The following is a 20,959-nucleotide window of genomic DNA, read 5'->3' on the forward strand; positions in this document are numbered from 1 at the left end:
ACGATTAAACCGGCGACGCTCAGCGTCACGCAATGCCAATACCAATGCTGCAAAGGACAACGGCCGCTATAGCGGCCGTTTCTACGTCATGACAAACAAACCGCTTAGCGCGCCGTCCGCTTGTCATGCTCGATCACAGCATAGGCGCTGTGATTGTGGATCGATTCGAAGTTCTCAGCTTCGAGCACATAGGCGACGATCCGCGCATCCGCATTTAAACGCTGCGCGACGTCACGCACGAGGTCCTCAACGAACTTCGGATTCTCGTAAGCGCGCTCGGTAACGAACTTCTCATCCGGCCGCTTGAGCAGCCCCCACAACTCGCACGACGCCTCTTCTTCGGCAATCCGAATCAGATCTTCCACCGGCACGTCATCGGTCAGTTCCGCGCTGATCGTCACATGCGAGCGCTGGTTATGAGCGCCGTACTGCGAAATTTTCTTCGAGCACGGGCACAGGCTCGTCACCGGCACCAGCACTTTCAGGAACAGGCGCGTCACGCCGTTGCGCGTGTCGCCGGTCAGCGTCACTTCGTAGTCCAGCAGACTTTGTACACCCGAAACCGGCGCGGTCTTGTTCACGAAGTACGGGAACGACACTTCGATACGACCCGCCTCGGCTTCGAGCTTGTCCAGCATCGAGGCAAGCATCTTGCGGAACGTAGCCGGTTCGAGCGGCGCCTTGTTCTCTTCGAGCAGCGCCACGAAACGGGACATGTGCGTCCCCTTCTGATCAGCCGGCAGATGCACGTCCAGGTTCCACGTACCGACGCTCGGCTGCGCTTCGCCGCCCAGCGCACGCACCGTGAGCGGATGCCGCACGCCTTTCACGCCGACCCGCTGAATCGGGATCTGGCGCGTGTCGACGGTGCTCTGCACATCGGGCATCACAAAGGCGGGATTCATCTGATTCATCTTCTTATCCTCACTGGCCGCGCGCAGAGACACACTTGACGGTGCACGCAGCGGCAAACGCCGGCATTGGCCGGCGTTGCATGATGGGCCCGCAGACCCATCGATTCAAGTTGGAGATTGCTATAGCCGCGATAGCGCCCGATCCACCCCGGCACGTGGCCCGGGGCTACATGAACGGTTAAGCCGAAAGCTTACGCGACGCGCTTGACCGACTGGCCCGCGACGCCAGTCGCCTGATCGAGGAAACGTTCGCGGATCGATTTAGCAATGCCCGTGCTGTCCAGACCGCACCCTGCGAGCAGTTTGGCCGGATCCCCGTGATCGATGAAACGATCAGGGAGCCCCAATTGTAGTACGGGCCGCATAACCCCACTGGCGAGCAGGGCTTCGACGCAGGCCGAACCGGCGCCGCCCATCACGCAGCCTTCCTCGACCGTGACGAGGTAGTCATGCGTCTCCGCCAACTGACGCACCAGGTCGGCGTCAAGCGGCTTCACGAAGCGCATGTTGGCCACGGTTGCGTCCAGTTGCTCAGCCGCAGCCAGCGACGGCGTCACCATCGTGCCGAACGCCAGAATGGCGATACGCTTGCCCGCCGGCTGCAAGGATTCGCGGCGCACTTCGCCCTTGCCGAGCGGCAGCGCGGTCATTTGCTTGACCGTCGCCACACCCGTACCGGTGCCGCGCGGATAGCGCACCGCCGTCGGATTCGGCTGCTGCAATGCCGTGTAGAGCATCTGACGGCATTCGTTTTCGTCAGAAGCGGCCATCACGGTCATGTTCGGGATGCAGCGCAGGAACGCCAGATCGTAATTGCCCGCGTGAGTCGCGCCATCGCCACCGACCAGACCCGCGCGGTCGATCGCGAACACGACCGGCAGATTCTGCACCGCCACGTCGTGGATCAACTGATCATAGGCGCGCTGCAGGAACGTCGAGTAGATCGCCACGACTGGCTTCATGCCCTCAGCCGCGAGACCAGCCGCGAAGGTCACGGCATGTTGCTCGGCAATGCCCACGTCGAAGTAGCGATCCGGGAAGCGCTTCTCGAACTCCACCATGCCGGAGCCTTCACGCATGGCCGGCGTGATGCCGACGACACGCGAGTCCAGTTCGGCCGCATCGCACAGCCATTCGCCGAACACCTGAAAGTAGGTCTTCTTCGATGGCGTGGCAGCCGGCTTGATGCCCTCAGCCGGATTGAACTTGCCCGGTCCGTGATACAGCACCGGATCAGCCTCGGCCAGCTTGTAGCCCTGGCCTTTCTTGGTGACCACGTGCAGGAATTGCGGACCGCGCAGTTCCTTGATGTTCTGCAGCGTCGGGATCAGCGAATCGAGGTCGTGACCGTCGATTGGACCGATGTAGTTAAAGCCGAATTCTTCGAACAGCGTAGCCGGCACGATCATGCCCTTCGCGTGCTCTTCGAGCTTGCGGGCGAGGTCGAGCATCGGCGGCGCGACGCGCAGCACACGTTCGACGCCGGCGCGTGCCGCAGCGTAGAAGCGACCCGACATCAGGCGTGCGAGATGGCGATTGAGCGCGCCCACCGGCGGCGAAATCGACATGTCGTTGTCGTTCAGGATCACGAGCAACGGCACGTCATCTTCAACGCCTGCATTGTTCATGGCTTCGAAGGCCATGCCGGCCGTCATCGCGCCGTCGCCGATCACCGCAATGCCCATGTGGTTCTCGCCTCGCAACTTGCTGGCGATCGCCATGCCGAGTGCGGCCGAGATCGAGGTGCTGGAGTGAGCCGTACCGAAAGCGTCGTACGGCGACTCGTCGCGCTTCGGGAAGCCCGAGATGCCGCCCAACTGACGCAGCGAATGCATCTGCTCGCGACGGCCCGTCAGGATCTTGTGCGGGTAGGTCTGATGGCCCACGTCCCAGACGATCCGGTCCTTCGGCGTGTCGAACACGTAGTGCAGCGCAATGGTCAACTCGACCGTGCCGAGATTAGACGAAAGATGGCCGCCCGTCTGCGAGACGCTGTCGAGCACAAAGGCACGCAGTTCGTCTGCAAGCGGTTGCAGTTGGCGGCGATCAAGGCGGCGCAGGGCGGCCGGGTCGTCGATGGTTTTCAGCAAGTCGTACATCGTCGTTCCATTGTAGGAAAACTTACGCGCCCGCACTTCATACACGCATCCATCCCTTCGAATGCGAGGCGGCGAGCTTTCGCGTTTAGCTGACCCGGTTCACCACCAGGTCGGCCAGTTCGGCAAGACGCTGCGCCCGCGCGCCAAACGGCGCGATTGCAGCGTGGGCATCGATACGCAACTGCGCTGCGAGCGCACGCGACGCATCCAGCCCAATAATCGACACGTAGGTCGGCTTGCCGTCCTTCGCGTCTTTGCCAGCCGTTTTGCCGAGCGTCGCGGAATCGGTCGTGACGTCGAGAATATCGTCGACGACCTGAAACGCGAGGCCCACAGCGGCCGCATACGCGTCCAGCGAACGCATCGCGTCCGCGCTCGGCGTTTCGCCCGCCAAGGCGCCCATGCGCACCGAAGCACGTAGCAAGGCGCCGGTTTTCATGCGGTGCATGGTTTCGAGTTGCGCACGCGTCAGCGTGTGGCCGACGCTCGCCAGATCGATGGCCTGGCCCCCGGCCATGCCGATCGAGCCGCTCGCCAGCGCCAGTTCGCGCACGAGCGCGGCCTGCTGCGCCGGCTGCAACACATCCGCTGTCAGCGCGACGAAAGCTTGCGATTGCAGCGCGTCGCCAACCAGCAGCGCGGTCGGTTCATCATACTTAACGTGTACCGTTGGCTTGCCGCGACGCAACGCGTCGTCGTCCATGCATGGCATGTCGTCATGCACCAGCGAGTACACGTGGATCATCTCCAGCGCCGCAGCCGCTGCGTCGAGGCATTCGGCGCGCGCACCCGTCAGCTCGCCGGCCGCATGGCACAGCAGCGGGCGGACCCGTTTGCCGCCGCCCAGCACCGCATAGCGCATGGCTTCGTGCAGTTGAGCCGGCTCGGTCGTGGGCTCCGGCAAATAGTGTTCAAGTGCCGTCTCGACACGTCCGAGCACAGCATGCATCCATTGTTCGAAAGTCATAGGTCGTCCCCGCTTTCAGTAGCGGTTGTGCCTGCGCCACTCATGGGCAGCGGCTTCAGGGTCTCGCCGTCAAGTACCCGCACCTGCTGCTCGACCTTTTCCAGCTGCTGCTGGCAAAACGTCACAAGAGCCGCGCCGCGCCGGTACGCAGACAACGACTCCTCAAGACTCAGACTGCCACCCTCCATCCGCGCCACGAGCCCTTCGAGCTCCGCCAGCGCCGCTTCGTAATTCTCGGGCAGCGGTGTGCTGTCAGCGCCCTCGGCGGGCAAGGCAGCGGTGTCTTTCGATGCGGTCTTCGCCATGAATGGTCGCAAAATTAAAACAAGTCGGACATTCTACGGCAAAAGAGGAAAAACCGATCCGCTTGGCGGGCCGCCCCCTACGGTTTCCCTTACCGCCCACCCAAAGCCTGACAGAAAAAAATCCTTCGTGTGCGCGTGAAAACAACGAACTTCCTGGAGAATTTTGACCCAAATCAGGGACTTAAGCACCCCAAGGAGGGGGGAACTGATATAATCTCCGGCTCCCTAAATCGAAACTTTCGATGGTTGGGTTGTTCACTGCTTTCACGTCTTCACGGGAGTGGGAATGTCCAATCTGAGCAATGCATTGCAGTTGCGGTCTGTTCACAGCCAGCTGCCAGTCACGGCTTACTTTGACGAAGCGCTTTTAACGCGCGAAATCGACACCCTTTTCAAGAAAGGTCCTCGCTACGTCGGGCACGAACTCATGGTGCCGGATGCGGGGAATTATTTTGCCTTGCCCAGCGAGAGCGAGGGGCGTGTGCTCGTCCGTAACCAGCAGTCGCAAGTCGAGCTGCTGTCGAACGTGTGCCGCCACCGGCAAGCCATCATGCTCAACGGCCGCGGCCAGACGGAGAACATCGTCTGCCCCCTGCACCGCTGGACGTACGATCTGAACGGCCAGCTCCTCGGTGCACCGCATTTCGCTGACAACCCCTGTCTGAATCTTGGCGCCACGCCGCTGCAGAACTGGCAAGGACTGTTGTTCGAAGCCCAGGGCCGCAATGTCGCGCGTGATCTGGCGCAGCTTGGCCCCAGCCAGCATTTCGACTTTTCGAACTTCATGTTCGATCACGTCGAGGTGCACGAGTGCAACTACAACTGGAAGACCTTCATCGAGGTCTATCTGGAGGATTACCACGTCGCGCCGTTCCATCCGGGACTGGGCAGCTTCGTCAATTGCGACGATCTGACGTGGGAATTCGGCGACTGGTATAGCGTGCAGACGGTCGGCGTGCACAAGGACCTGGAACAGCCGGGCAGCCCGACGTACCGCAAATGGCACGACGAAGTGCTGCGCTTCCGCGACGGCAAGGCGCCGGAGTTTGGCGCCATCTGGATGGTGTACTACCCGGGCATCATGATCGAGTGGTATCCGCACGTGCTGGTGGTGTCGTGGCTGATTCCGCGTGGCCCGCAGAAAACCACCAACGTGGTGGAATTCTATTACCCCGAGGAAATCGCGCTGTTCGAGCGTGAATTCGTCGAAGCAGAGCGCGCGGCCTACATGGAAACCGCTCGTGAAGACGACGAGATCGCCGAACGCATGGACGCGGGGCGCCGGGCGCTGATGAACCGGGGTGAGTCGCAGGTTGGGCCGTATCAAAGTCCGATGGAAGACGGCATGCAGCACTTTCACGAGTTCCTGCGGCGCGAACTCGGCACGATCTGATCTCAGCGAGACTGGGACCGCCGAATGGATCGGCGCAGCTCCCACGCTGGCAGCAAACAATGGAAAGACGGGCTTCGGCCCGTCTTTTTTTGTTTAGACTAACAGCATTACTCGGTTGTACCGCTTGATGATGCTTGCCGCATGCTTTTGCCGGCTCGGAACGCCAGGTCAAGGGGCGTTTCAAGCGTCCAAAGCTTGCCGTGATCGAGCCTTGCCCCCAAGCCGCGCCGAATTCGCCCGTTTCAGGAGCCGTCATGCCACACACTCACTACACCACTCTGATCTCCGCCGCGAATCTCGCGGAACGGCTCAGCGCTGCGCCTGGCAGCGTGTTTGTCATGGACTGCCGTTTCGATCTGGCGGACACTGCCGCTGGCGAGAAAGGTTATGCCGCCGGACATCTGCCAGGCGCGCAGTATTTCAACCTGGATCGCGACCTGTCTGGTGCGAAAACGGGCAACAATGGACGTCATCCTTTACCCGAACGCACAGCCCTGGTTGCGCTGCTGGCCGCGCGTGGTCTGAAGCAGGGCCAGCAGGTTGTCGCCTATGACGCGCAAGGCGGCATGTACGCCGCCCGCGCCTGGTGGATGCTGCGCTGGCTGGGTCACGATGCAGTGGCGCTGCTGGACGGCGGCTTGCAAGCCTGGGAGGCCGCAGGCCAACCCTTGACGCAGGATGTCGCCACGCTTCCCGCTGGCGACTTCAAAGCAGGTGCGCCGCTCGCCGTGACCTTCGACGTGCAGGCCGTGCAGCGCAACCTGACAACGCACGAACGAGTGGTGGTCGACGCACGTGCTGCGGATCGCTATCGCGGCGAGAACGAGACCTTGGACCCTGTCGGCGGCCATATTCCCGGCGCGCTGAACCGCTTCTTCAAGGACAACTTTGCAGCCGACGGCCGCTTCAAACCTGCCCATTCGTTACGCGAGGAGTTCGGTTCGGTTCTGGGGGCGACTGCGCCGGATCGCGTGGTACTGCAGTGCGGCTCCGGTGTGACGGCTTGCGTGAACGCTTTGGCAATGGAAGTGGCCGGCCTGCATGGCGCGGCGCTGTACGTGGGGTCGTGGAGCGAATGGAGTTCGGATTCGTCGCGGCCTGTCGCGACCGGGCCGAATCCTTAAGAGCTCGAACGAGACGCGCCGTTGTGATCGGATGGCGCGTCTTCGCACAGCGGCAAGAGAGCATGGACGCGCGTGGGCTTCACGGCTTGAGACGTTCACGGCTTGAGCGCTTCTGGGCTTCTGGACTTTATGGCTTGAGCGCTTCAGCGCCCAGACCAACCCTCCGGGCGCAAACGCCCCAACGCCATCAGGCCACGCCGTGCTGCTTGAACCAGACCAGCGCACGTCGCCAGCCGTCCTGCGCATCGTCCTTCTTGTAGCTCGCACGATAATCCGCGAAAAACGCGTGCCCCGCATCGTCATACACGACGAACTGCGAACCGCGCCCCCCCTCCGGTCCCTGCGCAATCGCCTGCTTCATCTGCGCGAGCGTGTCCTGCGGAATACTCTGATCCTGCAGACCGTAGAGCCCCAGCACCGGCACCTGGAGGTCCGCCACCCGATCGATCGGATTGGCCGGCGTATTGGCCGTGTGGTTGCCCGCCACACGCCCGTACCACGCCACCGCCGCCTTCACGTGCGGATTGTGCTCGGCATACAGCCACGTAATTCGCCCGCCCCAGCAGAATCCATTGACGCCCAGTCGCTTCAGGTCGCCGCCATTGGCGCCCGCCCACGCAACTGCGGCATCGAGATCGGCCAGAACCTGCTCGTCCGGCACCTTGCTGACCAGTTGGTCGTTCAGTTGTTGCATGCTCGGATAGGCTGACGCGTCGCCTTCTCGCACATACAGGTCCGGGGCGATCGCCAGATACCCGAGCTTCGCAAAGCGGCGGCAGACGTCCGCGATATGCTCGTGCACGCCGAAGATTTCATGCACGACAATGATCACCGGCAGATGCGTCTTGCCGGCCGGCTGGGCACGGTAAGCGGGCACGAGCGTATCGCCCGAATGAAAGGCAACTTCGCCGGCTTCGAGGCCTTCGCTATCCGTATGGATGGTCTGTGCGGACACCGGCAACACCGCAGCGGCAAAGCCGGTGCCGAGCGCCGCCTTGATAAAGGTCCGTCGATTGAAGGGAACGTGCGGGACAAGGCAGTCGACTTCAGGCTTCAGCATGCGGCGCTCCTTGGGTGAAGTGCAATTAAAGGCGATGAAGGGCGATGAACCGGGTAACGGAAGGCAACAGGATACGCTCGCGCCCATCCCTGTTGCAGAAACCCAACCGCCCCAAACACGATCAGTGCAACTTGACCCGTGGCAGCGTCGTGCGATGCAGCCAGTGCGCGAACGTATCCAGCACCATGCGGGCGTAGCCGTGCAATGCAGCGATATGCAGCCGGTACAGCGACATGTACATGAAACGCGCGAAGAGACCTTCGATCAGCATATTGCCGCCAATGACCCCGCCCATCAGATTGCCGACCGCGCTGAAATGACCGAGCGACACCAGCGACCCGAAATCGCGATACGTGAACTCCGGCAAAGGCCGATTCTCGAGCCGCGCCGACAGCGCCTTCAGCAAAAAACTCGCCTGCTGATGCGCGGCCTGGGCGCGCGGCGGCACGTTCCGCTCGTTGCCCGGCCAAGGGCACGCGGCGCAATCGCCAAGCGCGAAGATGTTGTCATCGGTTTCGGTCTGCAGCGTTCGGCGCACGATGAGTTGCCCAAGCCGGTTGACCGGCAGGCCGTCAAGCTGACTCAGGATGGCCGGCGCCTTGATACCCGCCGCCCACACTGTCAGATCGGCCCGGATCGCCTTGCCGCTGGCGGTCCGCACCACACCGGGCGCGACCTCGGCCACCGTCTCGCTGGTCATCAGCCTCACGCCCAGCTTCGTCAGAAGTTCTGCCGTGGCGGTGGATACGCGCTCCTGCAACGCGGGCAAAATACGCGGCCCCGCCTCGATCAGCACGATGCCAACGTCGTGCCTCGGATCGAGCTTATGCAAACCGTACGCGGACAGCACCTGGGCGGTATTGCGCAATTCGGCAGACAATTCGACGCCGGTCGCACCGCCGCCGACAATCGCCACCTGAATGCGCGGCTCAGTAGACGGCACCGACGCGTCAGCCACCGACTCCACCGGTTCATGCACCTGATGCTCCGCGCGCATGCAGGCCGCGATCAGGCGTTTGCGAAAGCGCTCCGCCTGGGTCACGGTATCGAGCGCGAGCGAATACTCCGGCGCACCTTTGACGCCAAAGAAATGCGTCGTACTGCCAATGGCAATTACCAGCGTGTCGTAGTCCAGTTCGCGTTGCGGTAGCAACTCCTCGCCGTCGTCGTCAATCACGGGGCCCAGCGTAATACGCTTGGCCGTACGGTCGAGACCGGTCAGTTCGCCCTGCTGAAACTCAAAGCCATGCCAGCGCGCTTGCGCGGCATAAGCAAGTTCTTGCGTGAATGGGTCCATGCTGCCGGCAGCGACTTCGTGCAGCAGGGGTTTCCAGATATGAGTTGGATTGCGGTCGACCAGCGTGACCTGCGCCTGTATGGCGCCCTTGTTGTTGTGCGGAGCGTAGCGATCGCCAAGACGCGTCGCCAGTTCCAGACCACCCGCACCCCCACCAACGACGATAAAACGATGCATCGCAGCTCTCCGTGTTTGTCGATCGGTTGTGCATCGAGAGGGCCCGCGTCATTCGCGTCGGGCCGTCCGTCAGTGATTGTCCGCGAGCAGCACGGTGTGCCACAAGTCATCAACGCGCATGTGTGACATGCGCGCGACGATATCGCGCGCCGTCACAACAGCGTCAATGCGCTTCTTCCCAGTTGACGCCCGCGCCGACCTCGGCGACCAGCGGTACTTTCAGCGCTGCGACGCCGCACATCAATTCGGGTAAGCGCTTACGCACTTCGGACAACTCGTCATCGGGGACTTCGAGAATCAATTCGTCGTGCACCTGCATGATCATGCGCGAGCCGACCTTCGTCGCTTCGAGCCAGTCCTGCACGGCGATCATCGACAGCTTGATCAAATCCGCCGCCGTTCCCTGCATTGGCGCGTTAATAGCGGCGCGTTCGGCCGCCTGGCGGCGCGGTCCGTTGCCACCATTAATCTCCGGCAGCCAAAGACGCCGGCCGAATACGGTTTCGACGTAGCCCTTCGCCTTCGCGCTGGCGCGAGTCTCGTCCATGTAGGTCGCCACGCCAGGGTAGCGCGCGAAGTAACGGTCGATATAAAGCTTGGCCGCGTCACGCGTGATACCGAGATTGGCCGCGAGGCCAAACGCGCTCATGCCATAGATCAGGCCGAAATTAATGACCTTCGCCACGCGCCGCTGGTCGCTCGATACTTCCAGCGGTGTCACGCTGAAGATTTCCGCCGCCGTGGCGCGGTGAATATCCTCGCCTTGCGCAAAAGCGCGCAAGAGCGAAGCGTCGCCGGAGATATGCGCCATGATGCGCAGTTCGATCTGCGAATAATCCGCGGACACCAGCTTGTGACCCGGCGGCGCAATGAATGCCTCGCGGATGCGCCGGCCTTCGGCCGTGCGGACAGGAATGTTCTGCAGGTTTGGATCGTTCGAAGCGAGACGCCCGGTTACCGCCACCGCTTGCGCGTAGTTGGTGTGCACGCGGCCGGTCTGGGCGTTGACCATGCGCGGCAACTTGTCGGTATACGTGGACTTGAGCTTCGAGAGACCGCGATGCTCCAGCAGGAGCTTGGGCAAAGGATAATCTTCGGCGAGCTTTTGCAGCACTTCTTCATCGGTTGAAGGCGCGCCGCTCGGCGTCTTCTTCACAACCGGCAACTGCAATTTCTCAAAGAAAATCTGTCCAATCTGCTTGGGCGAGCCGAGATTGAATTCGCCCTCTGCCAGCACATAGGCTTCAGTTTCCAGTTCGATCAACCGTGCCGCAATTTCATTACTTTGCAGGCGCAGCTTTTCGGAGTCGATCAACACGCCATTGCGTTCCATCTTGCGCAATACGCGCGAGGTGGGCACTTCGATCTCGCTATAAACGCGCTTCAAGCCCGCATCCGCCGCGACCTGTGGGTACAAAGCCTGATGCAGACGAAAGGTGATATCCGCGTCTTCTGCTGCGTATTCGGCAGCCTGTTCAAGCGCCACCTCGTCGAAACCGATTTGACCTGCGCCCTTGCCCGCCACCTCTTCATACTTGATGGTCTTGATGCCGAGATGGCGCAGCGCGAGGCTGTCCATGTCATGCGTACGATGCGATTCGAGCACGTACGACTGCAACAACGTGTCATGCTCGATGCCGTTCATCGCAATGCCGTAGTTCGCCAGCACCTGTTCGTCGTACTTCATGTGCTGACCGACCTTCTTGTGGTCGGCGCTTTCGAGCCAGGGCTTGAGTTTCGCGAGCACTTCGTCACGCGGCAGCTGAACCGGATGATCCGGTCCGCGATGTCCAACGGGAATATAAGCAGCGGAGTTAGGCTCGACCGATAGTGAAATGCCGACAAGTTGCGCCAGCATCGGATCGAGCGCGGTGGTTTCGGTATCGAAGGCGGTCAGCTCGGCCGCGTTGATCTTCGCGAGCCATGCGTCGAACTGTTCCCACGTTTGCACGGTATCGTAATGACGCTCGCCGTCAATCACCGGCGCCACGTCTTCGCCCGCGCCAGGGCCTTCCACGACCTCGGCCACTTCGACTTCCCGCAGCCACGTCTTGAAGCCGTGTCGCGCGAATACATCGCGCAGTTCATCACGCGCTTCGGGGCGTGAGGTGAGGCTCTCTTCAATCGACACCACCTGATGCGTCAGATCGCATGCGGTGTCGACGGTCACGAGCTTGCGCGCCATGGGCAGAAAATCGAGCGCCCGTCGCAGATTGTCTCCTACCGCACCTTTGATCTCGTCCGCATGTGCGACGATGCCATCAAGCGTCTCGTACTGGGTGAGCCATTTGATCGCGGTTTTCGGCCCGCATTTCTCGACGCCCGGCACGTTGTCGACGGTATCGCCGATCAACGACAGATAGTCGACGATGCGCTCCGGCGGCACGCCGAATTTGGCCAGCACGCCTGCGCGATCGAGCGTCTCGTTCGTCATCGTATTGATGAGGGTGACATGGTCCGTCACGAGCTGCGCCAGGTCTTTGTCGCCGGTCGACACGATCACCTTCATGCCGCGCTTCTCGGCAGCGACGCTCAACGTGCCGATCACATCGTCGGCCTCAACGCCGTCGATCATCAGCAACGGCCAGCCGAGCGCACGCACTGCAAGGTGGATAGGTTCGATCTGCCGCGCGAGATCTTCGGGCATCGACGGGCGGTTGGCTTTATAGTCGGGATACCAGTCGTCGCGAAACGTCTTGCCCTTGGCGTCGAACACGCAAGCGCTATACTCTGCGGTAACTTCCTTGCGCATGCGCCGCAGCATATTGATGATCCCGTACAGCGCCCCAGTGGGTCCGCCGTCAGGACTGCGCAGATCAGGCATGGCATGGTAGGCCCGGTACAGATAACTCGAACCGTCGACCAATAGCAAGGTCTTCCCTTCCAGCTCGGTGCCAAGCTTTGTTTCCAGGACTCGTTCTTCAGGCATTATGACAAAGAGAAAAGTGATTCCGAGTCTGCGATCACTCGCAGATCAAGAGCGCGCAACGGCCAAGAAGGCCCGCGCATCGTGGCAGATGTTCACGATTATGGCAGAGTTTATTGAGGCGACCGAGTACCTCTCGGAGATTCGCCCGGCTGTCAGCATCTATGGTTCAGCGCGTTTGAAACCGAACTCGCCGTACTACAAACTCGCCACGCAAATCGCTCGCAAGCTCTCTGATGCAGGCTTCGCTGTCATCTCCGGCGGCGGCCCCGGCATCATGGAAGCGGCCAACAAGGGCGCCCATGCAGGCAAGGCACCATCAGTCGGCCTGAACATCGAACTGCCACACGAGCAATCGGGCAACCAGTGGCAGGACATCTCACTGCGCTTTCGCCACTTCTTCACGCGCAAGGTAACGTTCGTGAAGAACTCGGACGCGGTGATCGTGATGCCTGGCGGTTTCGGCACGCTGGATGAACTCGCTGAAGTGCTCACCCTCATTCAAACCAAGAAGTCGCGTCACGTGCCGATCATTCTGGTGGGCGGCGAGTTCTGGTCTGGACTGCTCGGCTGGTTCAAGGATTCACTGGTGCCGATGGGCCTCATCAATCCGGATGACATGAACCTGATGCAGGTGATCGACGACCCGGATCAGGTGCTCGAAGCGGTGCTCAAGTTCTACGAAGACCGCGAAGAGACAGAACCGCATCCGGCGAAGTCCGATGAAGACCGGATGTTCTATCTGTAATGCGATGTGACTTGATGCGGCGCTTGGGTGGGACTGCCGGATGCATTCGCGCTCAAACGCCGCCGTCCACGTCAGTCTGATCGCCCTGCTCCTGCAGCCAGCGGCAAAACTGCTCGACGAGCGGCGCATCCGCCACTTCGCGCCGCGCTACCCACCAATAGCCGCGCGCGTCGATGCGCGGACCGTCGAGCGGCATCACCAGCCTGCCTGAGGCCAGTTCGTCGGCCAGCAGGGGCAACGGCCCGAGCGCTACCCCGAGTCCATCCACAGCGGCCTGCAACGCCAGATAGAAGTGATCGAACGACTGCTTCTTGCGGCATTTCGCCTTCACTCCCGCAGCCGTCAGCCAGTGATGCCAGGCTCCGGGCCGCGTATCGGAGTGCAGCAGCACATGGCGCGCGAGGTCATCGGCGACGTTGATCGGCGAGCGCTGCAATAGCGCCGGACTACACACCGGCAGCTCGCTTTCTCCCAGGAAATGTCCGCTTACGCAGTTTGGCCAATGCGCCGGACCGCGCCTGACCGCTACGTCGCAACCCTCCAGCGTTTCCACCGGCGCGTTCGAGGTGGACAGCCGCAACTCCACGTTCGGCATCTTGCGCTGAAACTGATTGAGCCTGGGCAGCAGCCACTTCATCGCGAAGGTGGGCAGCGCATTGACGCGCAGCACTTGAACCACGCCGGTATCGCGCAACTGGCCGGTGGCGAGCGCGATGCTGTCGAAGGCGGCTTGCACGGTCGCAAGATAGCGGCGGCCGTCGTCGGTCAGCCGCACGCGCTTGCCAATGCGATGAAACACCTGCACGCCGACCCACGCCTCGAATGCCGCCACCTGCCGGCTGATGGCACCGTGAGTCACATGCAGTTCGTTCGCCGCAGCGGTAAAGCTGTCGTGCCGGGCGGCAGCCTCAAAGGCGCGTAGCGCAGGAAACGGGGGAAGATTGCGAGCCATGCTTGTGATTCTAGATCACAAGGAAGCGCCCGAAAAATCGTTTTGCCTGGCGGCGAATCGGCGCTAACCTGCGCAAGATGGAAAAGATGGCTCACAACGATATGGAACAAGATCTCAACGCGGCCGAAGCCGGTCTCGCGGCGCCACCCACCGTCAGCGAAATTTTTAGCGGTTTCCTCGGCCTCGGGCTGACTTCGTTCGGCGGCGCGCTGCCGCTCGCGCGGCGCGCGATCGTCGAACGGCGCCGCTGGCTCAGCGCCTCCGAATTCACCGATTTGCTCGGCCTGTGCCAGTTTCTGCCAGGCGGCAACGTGATCAACCTGTCGGTGGCGATCGGCATGAGGTTTCGGGGACTGCCCGGCGCCCTTGCTGGCTTGCTTGGCTTGATCGCGGGGCCATCGCTCATCGTGATCGGCCTCGGCGTGTTGTATGAGCATACGCAAAATGATCCGCACATCCGCCATCTGTTTGCCGGCCTCGCGGCTGCGGCGGCCGGCTTGCTGATTTCGATGGCCGTCAAGATTCTGATACCGCTGCGGCGCAAGCCCGCCGGAGTGGCCATCGCAGTGCTGGGTTTCATCGCCATCGCGCTGCTGCGTTTCCCGCTACTCCCTACGATGCTGGTGCTGACGCCGTTGAGCATCTACCTCGCCTCGAAGGTCGCACGATGAACGACACCCTGATCTCACTCGCGATTATTTTCAGCCAGTTGTCGCTGCTTGCCTTCGGCGGCGGCAATACGATCCTGCCGGAGATGCAGCGTCAAGTGGTCGAGGTGCATCACTGGATGCCGGCCAGCGAGTTCAGCGCGCTTTTCGCGCTGGCGCAAGCCGCGCCTGGACCAAACCTGATGGTCGTCACGCTGGTAGGTTGGCATGTGGCTGGCTGGGCGGGGATGCTGGTGACGTCGGTGGCGAAATTCGGGCCGTCGTCGATCGTGACGATTCTCGCGCTCCATGCGTGGGAACGCTTCAAGGACCGTCCTTGGCGCAGCTATGCGCAAGCCGGGCTCGTGCCGGTGACAGCAGGTCTGGTGGCCGCGAGCGCTTCGCTGATTGCACGCGCGTCGGATACGACAATGATCGCCTGGGTCATCACGGCCGTGTGTGCAGCGGTCGCGATAAAGACGCGCATTCACCCGTTGTGGCTGCTCGCCGCCGGCAGCCTGATTGGGCTGACCGGCTTCGGACAGTTCTGACCTTACTGGAACGCCACCTCCGCAAAGCTGCGCAACTTACGGCTATGCAAACGGTGCAGCCCATTCATGCGTAACAATTCCATCGCCTTCACGCCGATCTGCAAGTGCTGATCCACCTGGGCCCGATAAAACTGGTCGGCCATCCCAGGCAGCTTCAATTCGCCATGCAAGGGCTTGTCCGATACGCAGAGTAAGGTGCCGTAAGGCACCCGGAAACGGAAGCCGTTCGCGGCGATCGTCGCGCTTTCCATATCGAGCGCAATGGCGCGGCTTTGTGACAGCCGTTGCACCGGCTCGCGATGATCGCGCAACTCCCAGTTGCGGTTATCGACGCTCGCCACTGTCCCCGTGCGCATCACGCGCTTGAGTTCGACGCCGTCGAGCTGCGTTACCTGTGCCACCGCGCGTTCCAGCGCCACCTGCACTTCGGCCAGCGCCGGAATCGGCACCCACAGCGGCAGATCGTCGTCGAGTACGTGATCCTCGCGCACATACCCGTGTGCCAGCACGTAGTCGCCCAGCCGCTGCGTGTTGCGCAAGCCGGCGCAGTGCCCCAGCATGATCCACGCATGCGGGCGCAGCACGGCGATATGATCGGTAATCGTCTTGGCGTTCGACGGCCCCACGCCGATGTTGATCATCGTGATACCGCTGCCGTCGGCGCGCTTCAGGTGATACGCGGGCATCTGCGGCAGACGCGGCGGCGGCGTGCCCTCGGTTTCCTGGTCGCCGAGATTTGCGTTGTAGGTGATCACATCACCTGGCTCGACGAACGATGTGTATTCGCTGCGGTAGGTGCGCAGTTCGGCGTCATCGGTGTGCGCCATCATCGTGCGACCCAGCTTGACGAACTCGTCGATATAGAACTGGTAGTTCGTATAGAGCACGTAGTTCTGGCAATGCGTGGGCGACGTCGCCGTGTAGTGCTTCAGGCGATGCAACGAAAAATCAACGCGCGCGGCCGTAAACAACGCGAGCGGATGCGGCTCACCAGGCCCCGGTTCATACGTGCCGTTGACAATGCGATCGTCGAGCAGCCGCAGGTCCGGGGTATCGAACACGTCTCGCATGCCACCCAGCCGTTCGCGATCGAGATCGCCTTCCAGATGAATGCCTTCAGCGAACGCAAAATGAATCGGAATTGGCTGATCCGAGACACCGACCTCAATCTGCACATGATGGTTCTTCGCCAGCAATCGCAGTTGCTCGCGATAGTAGTTGCCGAACAGATCCGGGCGCGTCACGGTGGTTTCAAACACGCCGGGACCCGCCACAAAACCGTACGAACGGCGCGAGTCGATGTGCGTATTCACCTCGGTGCGCACCCTGACAAACGGGTAACAGGCGCGCACCCGACGCTCGAACGGTTCGTTACGCCGGTAACGCGCGAATGCGTCGCGTAGAAACGACGCATTCGCTTCGTAGATGGCAGACAGGTGGGTGACCGCCTGAGCGGCGTCATCAAAAGACTCGGTTGGGAAGTCATTGGCGGGAGTGTCCACCGCGCGCTGATTGGTGTTGTTGTTCATCTTCATTCGCCTCGATTGATGAGACGACATTACCACGGAACCTTCCTGAATTGATGTACGGGGACGGACCAGACACGTTCCACCACATTCGCGCCCGTACCACGGTAAAGCGGCGCAAAATAACCGGATGACGCCCGAGGGCCCGCGCTGGATTCGCATTTGCTAGAATCGGGACACCTTATTGGAGAATCACCATGAAGCCGCTCCTTCCCATCGCCGTCGCGCTGGCGCTTGTCATCGCCAACACGGCGATGGCTGCTGAACCCGTGGACGCCCCGCCGCCGGTCGACGAACCCATGTCCGCCAATGAACGGGCCGGTTTGCCGGACCTGAAAGCGATTAACCGTCCAGCCGCCGAGGTCAGCTCGAAGGTCGAGATCAATCAGCCGCGCCTGCCGAGCTTTTATGAAAAGAGCCCGAACGGCACCGAAATCACCGAATACCGCGACAAAGGCAAGCCCGTCGAAATCAACGTTCATTCGAATTTCGGCACGCGCTACCAGATGACCGCGCCGCTCGACACATCGCCCTCCGCGCGCGACAACGGCCAGCCGAGCCAGCGGCTTCCCTCGGTGAGCCTGACCTACTGATTTTGCAAGAGCGGCGGGGCACGGCGCCCCGCTAGTGCGTGGAATGAGCAGCTACTCGCACCTTCGCGCTGCTGGCGCAGACTGTCCGACTGGCTAATTGGCCGCTTGACTCCTGATCTTCCGTTAGCCCTTACCCCGCCGCACTGGCCGCAACGCGCCAGCCCGACCACCTGACCCGACGTTTCCCGCATGGCTGTCTTCACCGCTGTCACCGACTCCCAACTAGCACAATGGATGCAGCACTACGATCTCGGCGATATCGTCGAGTTTCGCGGCATCTCGTCCGGTATTGAAAACAGCAACTTCTTTTTGACGACGACGCGCGGCGAGTACGTCCTGACGATCTTCGAAAAGCTGACAGCGCAGCAACTGCCGTTCTATCTCGATCTGATGCAGCACCTGGCGGCCCATCGTGTGCCGGTGCCCGACCCTATGCCGCGCGAAGATGGTGCATTGTTTGGCATGCTGCATGGCAAGCCCGCCACCATCGTGACCAAGCTCGACGGCACGCCTGAACTGGCGCCGGGCGTCGAACATTGCATCGAAGTGGGGCAGATGCTGGCGCGTATGCACCTGGCCGGGCGCGATTACGTGCGGCATCAGCCGAATCTGCGCAGCCTGCCGTGGTGGAAGGAAACCGTGCCCGCGGTGCTGCCGTTCGTCACCGACGCGCAAAGCGAGTTGCTGGTTTCGGAGCTTGCGCATCAACAGGCGTTTTTTGCCTCCGCCGATTACGCCGCGCTGCCCGAAGGCCCGTGCCATTGCGACCTGTTCCGCGATAACGTCCTGTTCGCACATGCCGCGCCGGACAGCGGCCACGAAGTGCGCCTCGGCGGCTTCTTCGATTTCTATTTCGCCGGTTGCGACAAGTGGCTGTTCGACGTGGCGGTCACCGTCAACGACTGGTGCGTGGATCTCGCCACTGGGCAGTTGAACGACGCGCGCATGGAAGCCATGTTGCGCGCCTATCAGACGGTGCGACCGTTCACGCCTGAAGAGAACCGTCACTGGGGTGACATGCTGCGCGCAGGCGCCTACCGCTTCTGGGTCTCGCGCCTGTATGATTTTCACATGCCGCGTGCGGCTGAACTGCTCAAACCGCACGACCCAGGTCATTTCGAGCGCATTTTGCGCGAACGCCTTGCTGGCGTCGCACTTCCAGGCATCCATACCTCATGCAATTAATTGAAGTCCCCGCGAAGACCGGCTATGTATGGTTCCGGCAAGGCATCTGGCTGTTCCGAAAGAATCCGCTCGCCTTTCTGACGCTGTTCTTTGCGTATTTGCTGGTCATGACCCTGGTGGCACAGATCCCGTTCGTGGGTGGCGTGCTGCCACTCGTGTTCATTCCGGGCGTAGCGGTCGGCTTCATGGCGGCCTGCCGCGATACCATCGCCGGCAAGCCGGTGTTTCCGACTATTCTGGTCGACGGCTTCCGCTCGTACGGTGGTGTGGTGGCCAAACGCCTGCTGGTGCTCGGCGTGCTGTATATCATCGCCATGGCGCTGGTACTGGCCGGCTCAGCGCTCGCTGATGGCGGCACGCTGCTGAAGGTGATGGTGGGCGCCGCGTCGATGGCGCCTGAGACGATTGAAAACAGCAACATCATGCTTGCCTTCCTTACGGCACTCGCGTTCTATATTCCGGTTGCGATGCTGTTCTGGTTCTCGCCGATTCTCGCGGCGTGGCACGATGTGCCGCCGGTCAAGGCCATGTTTTTCAGCCTGATCAGTTGCTGGCGCAACCGTGGGGCGTTTATCGTCTTTGCGGCGCTGTGGTTCGCCGTGGCCATTACCGTTTCGTTTGGACTGTCGGCGCTGATGCAGGCGCTCGGTGCCGGTGACTTCGCCATCGCCGTGCTGATGCCCGCCACGATGATCGTCACGACCATGCTGTACTGCTCGTTCTATGCCACCTATCGCGGCTGCTTCGGTGTTCAAACGCCTGACACGCCGGACCTTCCTACAACGTCGGCCAACTGATTCGATTTCCAGGCGCGGGGTGCGTGAGTTGGGCCCCCGCGTTGCGCTTCCTTCTTGATTGCGCTGCTTGCTCCCACGCGTAACCACACATGATCAAGCGGCAAGATTCTCTTATGCTGATGGGGATGTCTGCTGCGCGCCGCGTAGCACTGATTCCTCGCTAAGAGCGGCCACGATCGCCGTCAGCACCTCGGTCCAGTCGCCTCGCCGTTGCTGTGTGAATAGCCGCATGCCTGGGTACCACGGACTGTCATCGCGACCCCGCAACCAGCGCCAGCATCCCGCAAAGCGGTTGATGAGCCAAACCGGCTTGCCCATAGCCGCGGCAAGATGCGCCACCGACGTATCAACCGAAATCACCAGATCAAGGTTATCGATCAGCGCAGCGGTATCAGCAAAGTCCGCGACCTCATCCATCCAGTCGATCAACCCGCCCGCGCCGGTCGGATCCATGCGTTTGGCGGCATCATCAGTTTTTTGCAGGCTGATCCAGCGCACATGGGTCAGCGAGAGCAGCGGTTCAATCTGCGCGGGTGTGAGGCTGCGCACGCTATCTGCGCTCCAGCCGGTATTGCCGCCAGCCCATACCAGACCCACGCGTGGCAGATCGGCGCCACGCACGCCAGTGAGGCGCGCGTGCCACCTGGCCGAAAGCGATGCGTCGGCGTAGAGATAGGGTGTCGTGGAAGGAATCGTGTCCAGCCTGGTCTGGAAGGCCATGGGTAGCGACAAGAGCGGACTCTGCCAGTCCCATTCGCTGAGGTCGTCAGGGCACGCGTCCAGCAACGACAGACCTGGCCAGCGAGCGCATAAGCAATGTTCGAACAGGCGCCTCAAAGGTTTTGGGCAGACAAATCCAACATGGGAAAACCGCGCGAGGGCCATGGGCAGGTAGCGTGCAAACTGCAGGCTGTCTCCATAGCCCTGTTCTTGAAACACAAGCAGGCGCTGTCCTGTTTCGGGTCTGTCTGCTGCGTTAGCGGACACGTCCAGCCCTTGTCCCTTCCACTGCGGCAAAGGCAACTGCGGGCGACCAGGTCCTGCCTGGTCAATCAGCGTCCTGGCACCGGCCCAGCGGTCTTCAAAAAGCGGCCAGGCCTCTTCATAGCGCCCCATCGCCAGCAACACATGACCCAGGTTGCTGCGTGCCTCGAGATTGTTCGGATCCAGCACCGTTGCGTGCCCGTAATGCAACGCGGCTCCGCTCAGATCATCCAGCGCCCGCAAAACCGTTCCCAGATTGTTGCAAGCCGCCGAGTGGGCCGGCTCCAGTTCAAGGGTTCGCTTATAGCTGGCGGCCGCCTCTTCAAGTTTGTGCTGCAGTTGCAATGCGAGCCCCAGGTTGTAGTGGAGCAGCGGCATATCGGGTTGTAATAAGAGCCCCCGCTGGGCACTTCGCACGGCGTCAGAAAACACACGCATATTCGTCTGAACCACGCACAGGCTGTTCAAGAAAATGGGATTCGGTTGCGCATCGACAGCGCGCGCAATCCAGTGTTGGGCTGACACGCTATCACCTGAAGCGAACGACACGAGACCACGAAGGTGCAGCCCGCCAGCGTGCGTGCTGTTCGATGCGAAGACTTTATCCAGTGCCGACAGCGCCCCATCATAGTGCCCGGCTTGATACGCGCTGAATGCCTGCTCGTACCAGGCAACGCAAGTATCAGACGTAGGAGATGGAATAGCAGGCATGGA

18 protein-coding genes are annotated in these 20,959 nt (G+C 61.5%); 8 read left to right on the forward strand and 10 right to left on the reverse strand.

Translation table 11 applies throughout. The features are described from left to right. Positions 1 to 104 precede the first annotated feature (104 nt). From folE2 to WCA85_RS34195, 4 genes are all read right to left on the reverse strand, one after another. Complete coding sequence (folE2, locus tag WCA85_RS34180; protein ID WP_424070022.1) at positions 105 to 914, reverse strand: GTP cyclohydrolase FolE2; 810 nt, start codon at positions 912 to 914, stop codon at positions 105 to 107. Positions 915 to 1,105: 191 nt separating this feature from the next. Then, complete coding sequence (gene dxs, locus WCA85_RS34185) at positions 1,106 to 3,013, reverse strand: 1-deoxy-D-xylulose-5-phosphate synthase (RefSeq protein ID WP_424070024.1); 1,908 nt, start codon at positions 3,011 to 3,013, stop codon at positions 1,106 to 1,108. Between the two features lie 85 nt (positions 3,014 to 3,098). Continuing rightward, positions 3,099 to 3,980, reverse strand: coding sequence for a polyprenyl synthetase family protein (locus WCA85_RS34190; RefSeq protein ID WP_424070026.1), 882 nt, complete (start codon positions 3,978 to 3,980; stop codon positions 3,099 to 3,101). After that, complete coding sequence (locus tag WCA85_RS34195; protein WP_424070028.1) at positions 3,977 to 4,285, reverse strand: exodeoxyribonuclease VII small subunit; 309 nt, start codon at positions 4,283 to 4,285, stop codon at positions 3,977 to 3,979. The genes WCA85_RS34190 and WCA85_RS34195 overlap by 4 nt, the downstream gene beginning before the upstream one ends. Positions 4,286 to 4,571: 286 nt before the next feature. Here WCA85_RS34195 and WCA85_RS34200 point away from each other — a divergent pair, with 286 nt between their 5' ends. Continuing rightward, positions 4,572 to 5,678, forward strand: coding sequence for an aromatic ring-hydroxylating oxygenase subunit alpha (locus WCA85_RS34200; protein ID WP_424070030.1), 1,107 nt, complete (start codon positions 4,572 to 4,574; stop codon positions 5,676 to 5,678). Between the two features lie 254 nt (positions 5,679 to 5,932). After that, positions 5,933 to 6,802 carry a sulfurtransferase gene (locus WCA85_RS34205; protein ID WP_424070032.1) on the forward strand — a complete coding sequence of 290 codons (870 nt, stop codon included), beginning with the start codon at positions 5,933 to 5,935 and terminating at the stop codon, positions 6,800 to 6,802. 187 nt (positions 6,803 to 6,989) lie between these two features. Here WCA85_RS34205 and WCA85_RS34210 read toward each other — a convergent pair whose 3' ends face one another. From WCA85_RS34210 to polA, 3 genes are all read right to left on the reverse strand, one after another. Further along, a complete protein-coding gene (locus WCA85_RS34210; protein ID WP_424070034.1) occupies positions 6,990 to 7,862 on the reverse strand; it encodes a dienelactone hydrolase family protein in 873 nt (290 codons plus the stop codon). A gap of 121 nt (positions 7,863 to 7,983) precedes the next feature. Next, positions 7,984 to 9,336, reverse strand: coding sequence for an NAD(P)/FAD-dependent oxidoreductase (locus WCA85_RS34215; RefSeq protein WP_424070036.1), 1,353 nt, complete (start codon positions 9,334 to 9,336; stop codon positions 7,984 to 7,986). 163 nt (positions 9,337 to 9,499) lie between these two features. After that, positions 9,500 to 12,265, reverse strand: coding sequence for a DNA polymerase I (polA, locus tag WCA85_RS34220; RefSeq protein ID WP_424070038.1), 2,766 nt, complete (start codon positions 12,263 to 12,265; stop codon positions 9,500 to 9,502). Between the two features lies 1 nt (position 12,266). On the opposite strand from polA, the gene WCA85_RS34225 reads away from it, so the two are divergent. Next, positions 12,267 to 13,010: a TIGR00730 family Rossman fold protein gene (locus tag WCA85_RS34225; RefSeq protein WP_424070040.1), complete on the forward strand. Its 744-nt coding sequence runs from the start codon at positions 12,267 to 12,269 to the stop codon at positions 13,008 to 13,010. Positions 13,011 to 13,062: 52 nt separating this feature from the next. On the opposite strand, the gene WCA85_RS34230 is transcribed toward WCA85_RS34225, so the two are convergent. Next, the gene (locus tag WCA85_RS34230; protein ID WP_424070042.1) at positions 13,063 to 13,962 is read right to left on the reverse strand and encodes a transcriptional regulator GcvA; all 900 of its coding nucleotides are present in this window, start codon (positions 13,960 to 13,962) and stop codon (positions 13,063 to 13,065) included. Positions 13,963 to 14,063: 101 nt separating this feature from the next. Between WCA85_RS34230 and WCA85_RS34235 the strand changes: the two genes are divergently transcribed. Both WCA85_RS34235 and WCA85_RS34240 read left to right on the forward strand, forming a co-directional pair. Continuing rightward, positions 14,064 to 14,633, forward strand: coding sequence for a chromate transporter (locus WCA85_RS34235; RefSeq protein ID WP_424070044.1), 570 nt, complete (start codon positions 14,064 to 14,066; stop codon positions 14,631 to 14,633). Continuing rightward, positions 14,630 to 15,160, forward strand: coding sequence for a chromate transporter (locus WCA85_RS34240; protein WP_424070046.1), 531 nt, complete (start codon positions 14,630 to 14,632; stop codon positions 15,158 to 15,160). Before WCA85_RS34235 ends, WCA85_RS34240 begins: the two co-directional genes overlap by 4 nt. Before the next feature lie 2 nt (positions 15,161 to 15,162). Here WCA85_RS34240 and WCA85_RS34245 read toward each other — a convergent pair whose 3' ends face one another. Beyond that, the gene (locus WCA85_RS34245; protein ID WP_424070048.1) at positions 15,163 to 16,689 is read right to left on the reverse strand and encodes an AMP nucleosidase; all 1,527 of its coding nucleotides are present in this window, start codon (positions 16,687 to 16,689) and stop codon (positions 15,163 to 15,165) included. Positions 16,690 to 16,883: 194 nt separating this feature from the next. On the opposite strand from WCA85_RS34245, the gene WCA85_RS34250 reads away from it, so the two are divergent. The 3 genes from WCA85_RS34250 to WCA85_RS34260 all read left to right on the forward strand — a co-directional run bounded on the left by WCA85_RS34250 (position 16,884) and on the right by WCA85_RS34260 (position 19,261). Beyond that, complete coding sequence (locus tag WCA85_RS34250) at positions 16,884 to 17,279, forward strand: hypothetical protein (protein WP_424070050.1); 396 nt, start codon at positions 16,884 to 16,886, stop codon at positions 17,277 to 17,279. Between the two features lie 189 nt (positions 17,280 to 17,468). Next, on the forward strand, positions 17,469 to 18,464 hold the full coding sequence (locus WCA85_RS34255) for a homoserine kinase (RefSeq protein ID WP_424070052.1): 996 nt from the start codon (positions 17,469 to 17,471) through the stop codon (positions 18,462 to 18,464). Further along, positions 18,455 to 19,261, forward strand: a complete 807-nt coding sequence (locus WCA85_RS34260) for a BPSS1780 family membrane protein (RefSeq protein WP_424070053.1) — start codon at positions 18,455 to 18,457, stop codon at positions 19,259 to 19,261. The genes WCA85_RS34255 and WCA85_RS34260 overlap by 10 nt, the downstream gene beginning before the upstream one ends. Before the next feature lie 111 nt (positions 19,262 to 19,372). Here the strand turns inward: WCA85_RS34260 and WCA85_RS34265 are convergent, their stop codons facing one another. After that, positions 19,373 to 20,956 carry a tetratricopeptide repeat protein gene (locus WCA85_RS34265; RefSeq protein WP_424070055.1) on the reverse strand — a complete coding sequence of 528 codons (1,584 nt, stop codon included), beginning with the start codon at positions 20,954 to 20,956 and terminating at the stop codon, positions 19,373 to 19,375. Positions 20,957 to 20,959 lie beyond the last annotated feature (3 nt).

The organism is Paraburkholderia sp. (assembly GCF_049581445.1).
Taxonomy (GTDB): Bacteria; Pseudomonadota; Gammaproteobacteria; order Burkholderiales; family Burkholderiaceae; genus Paraburkholderia.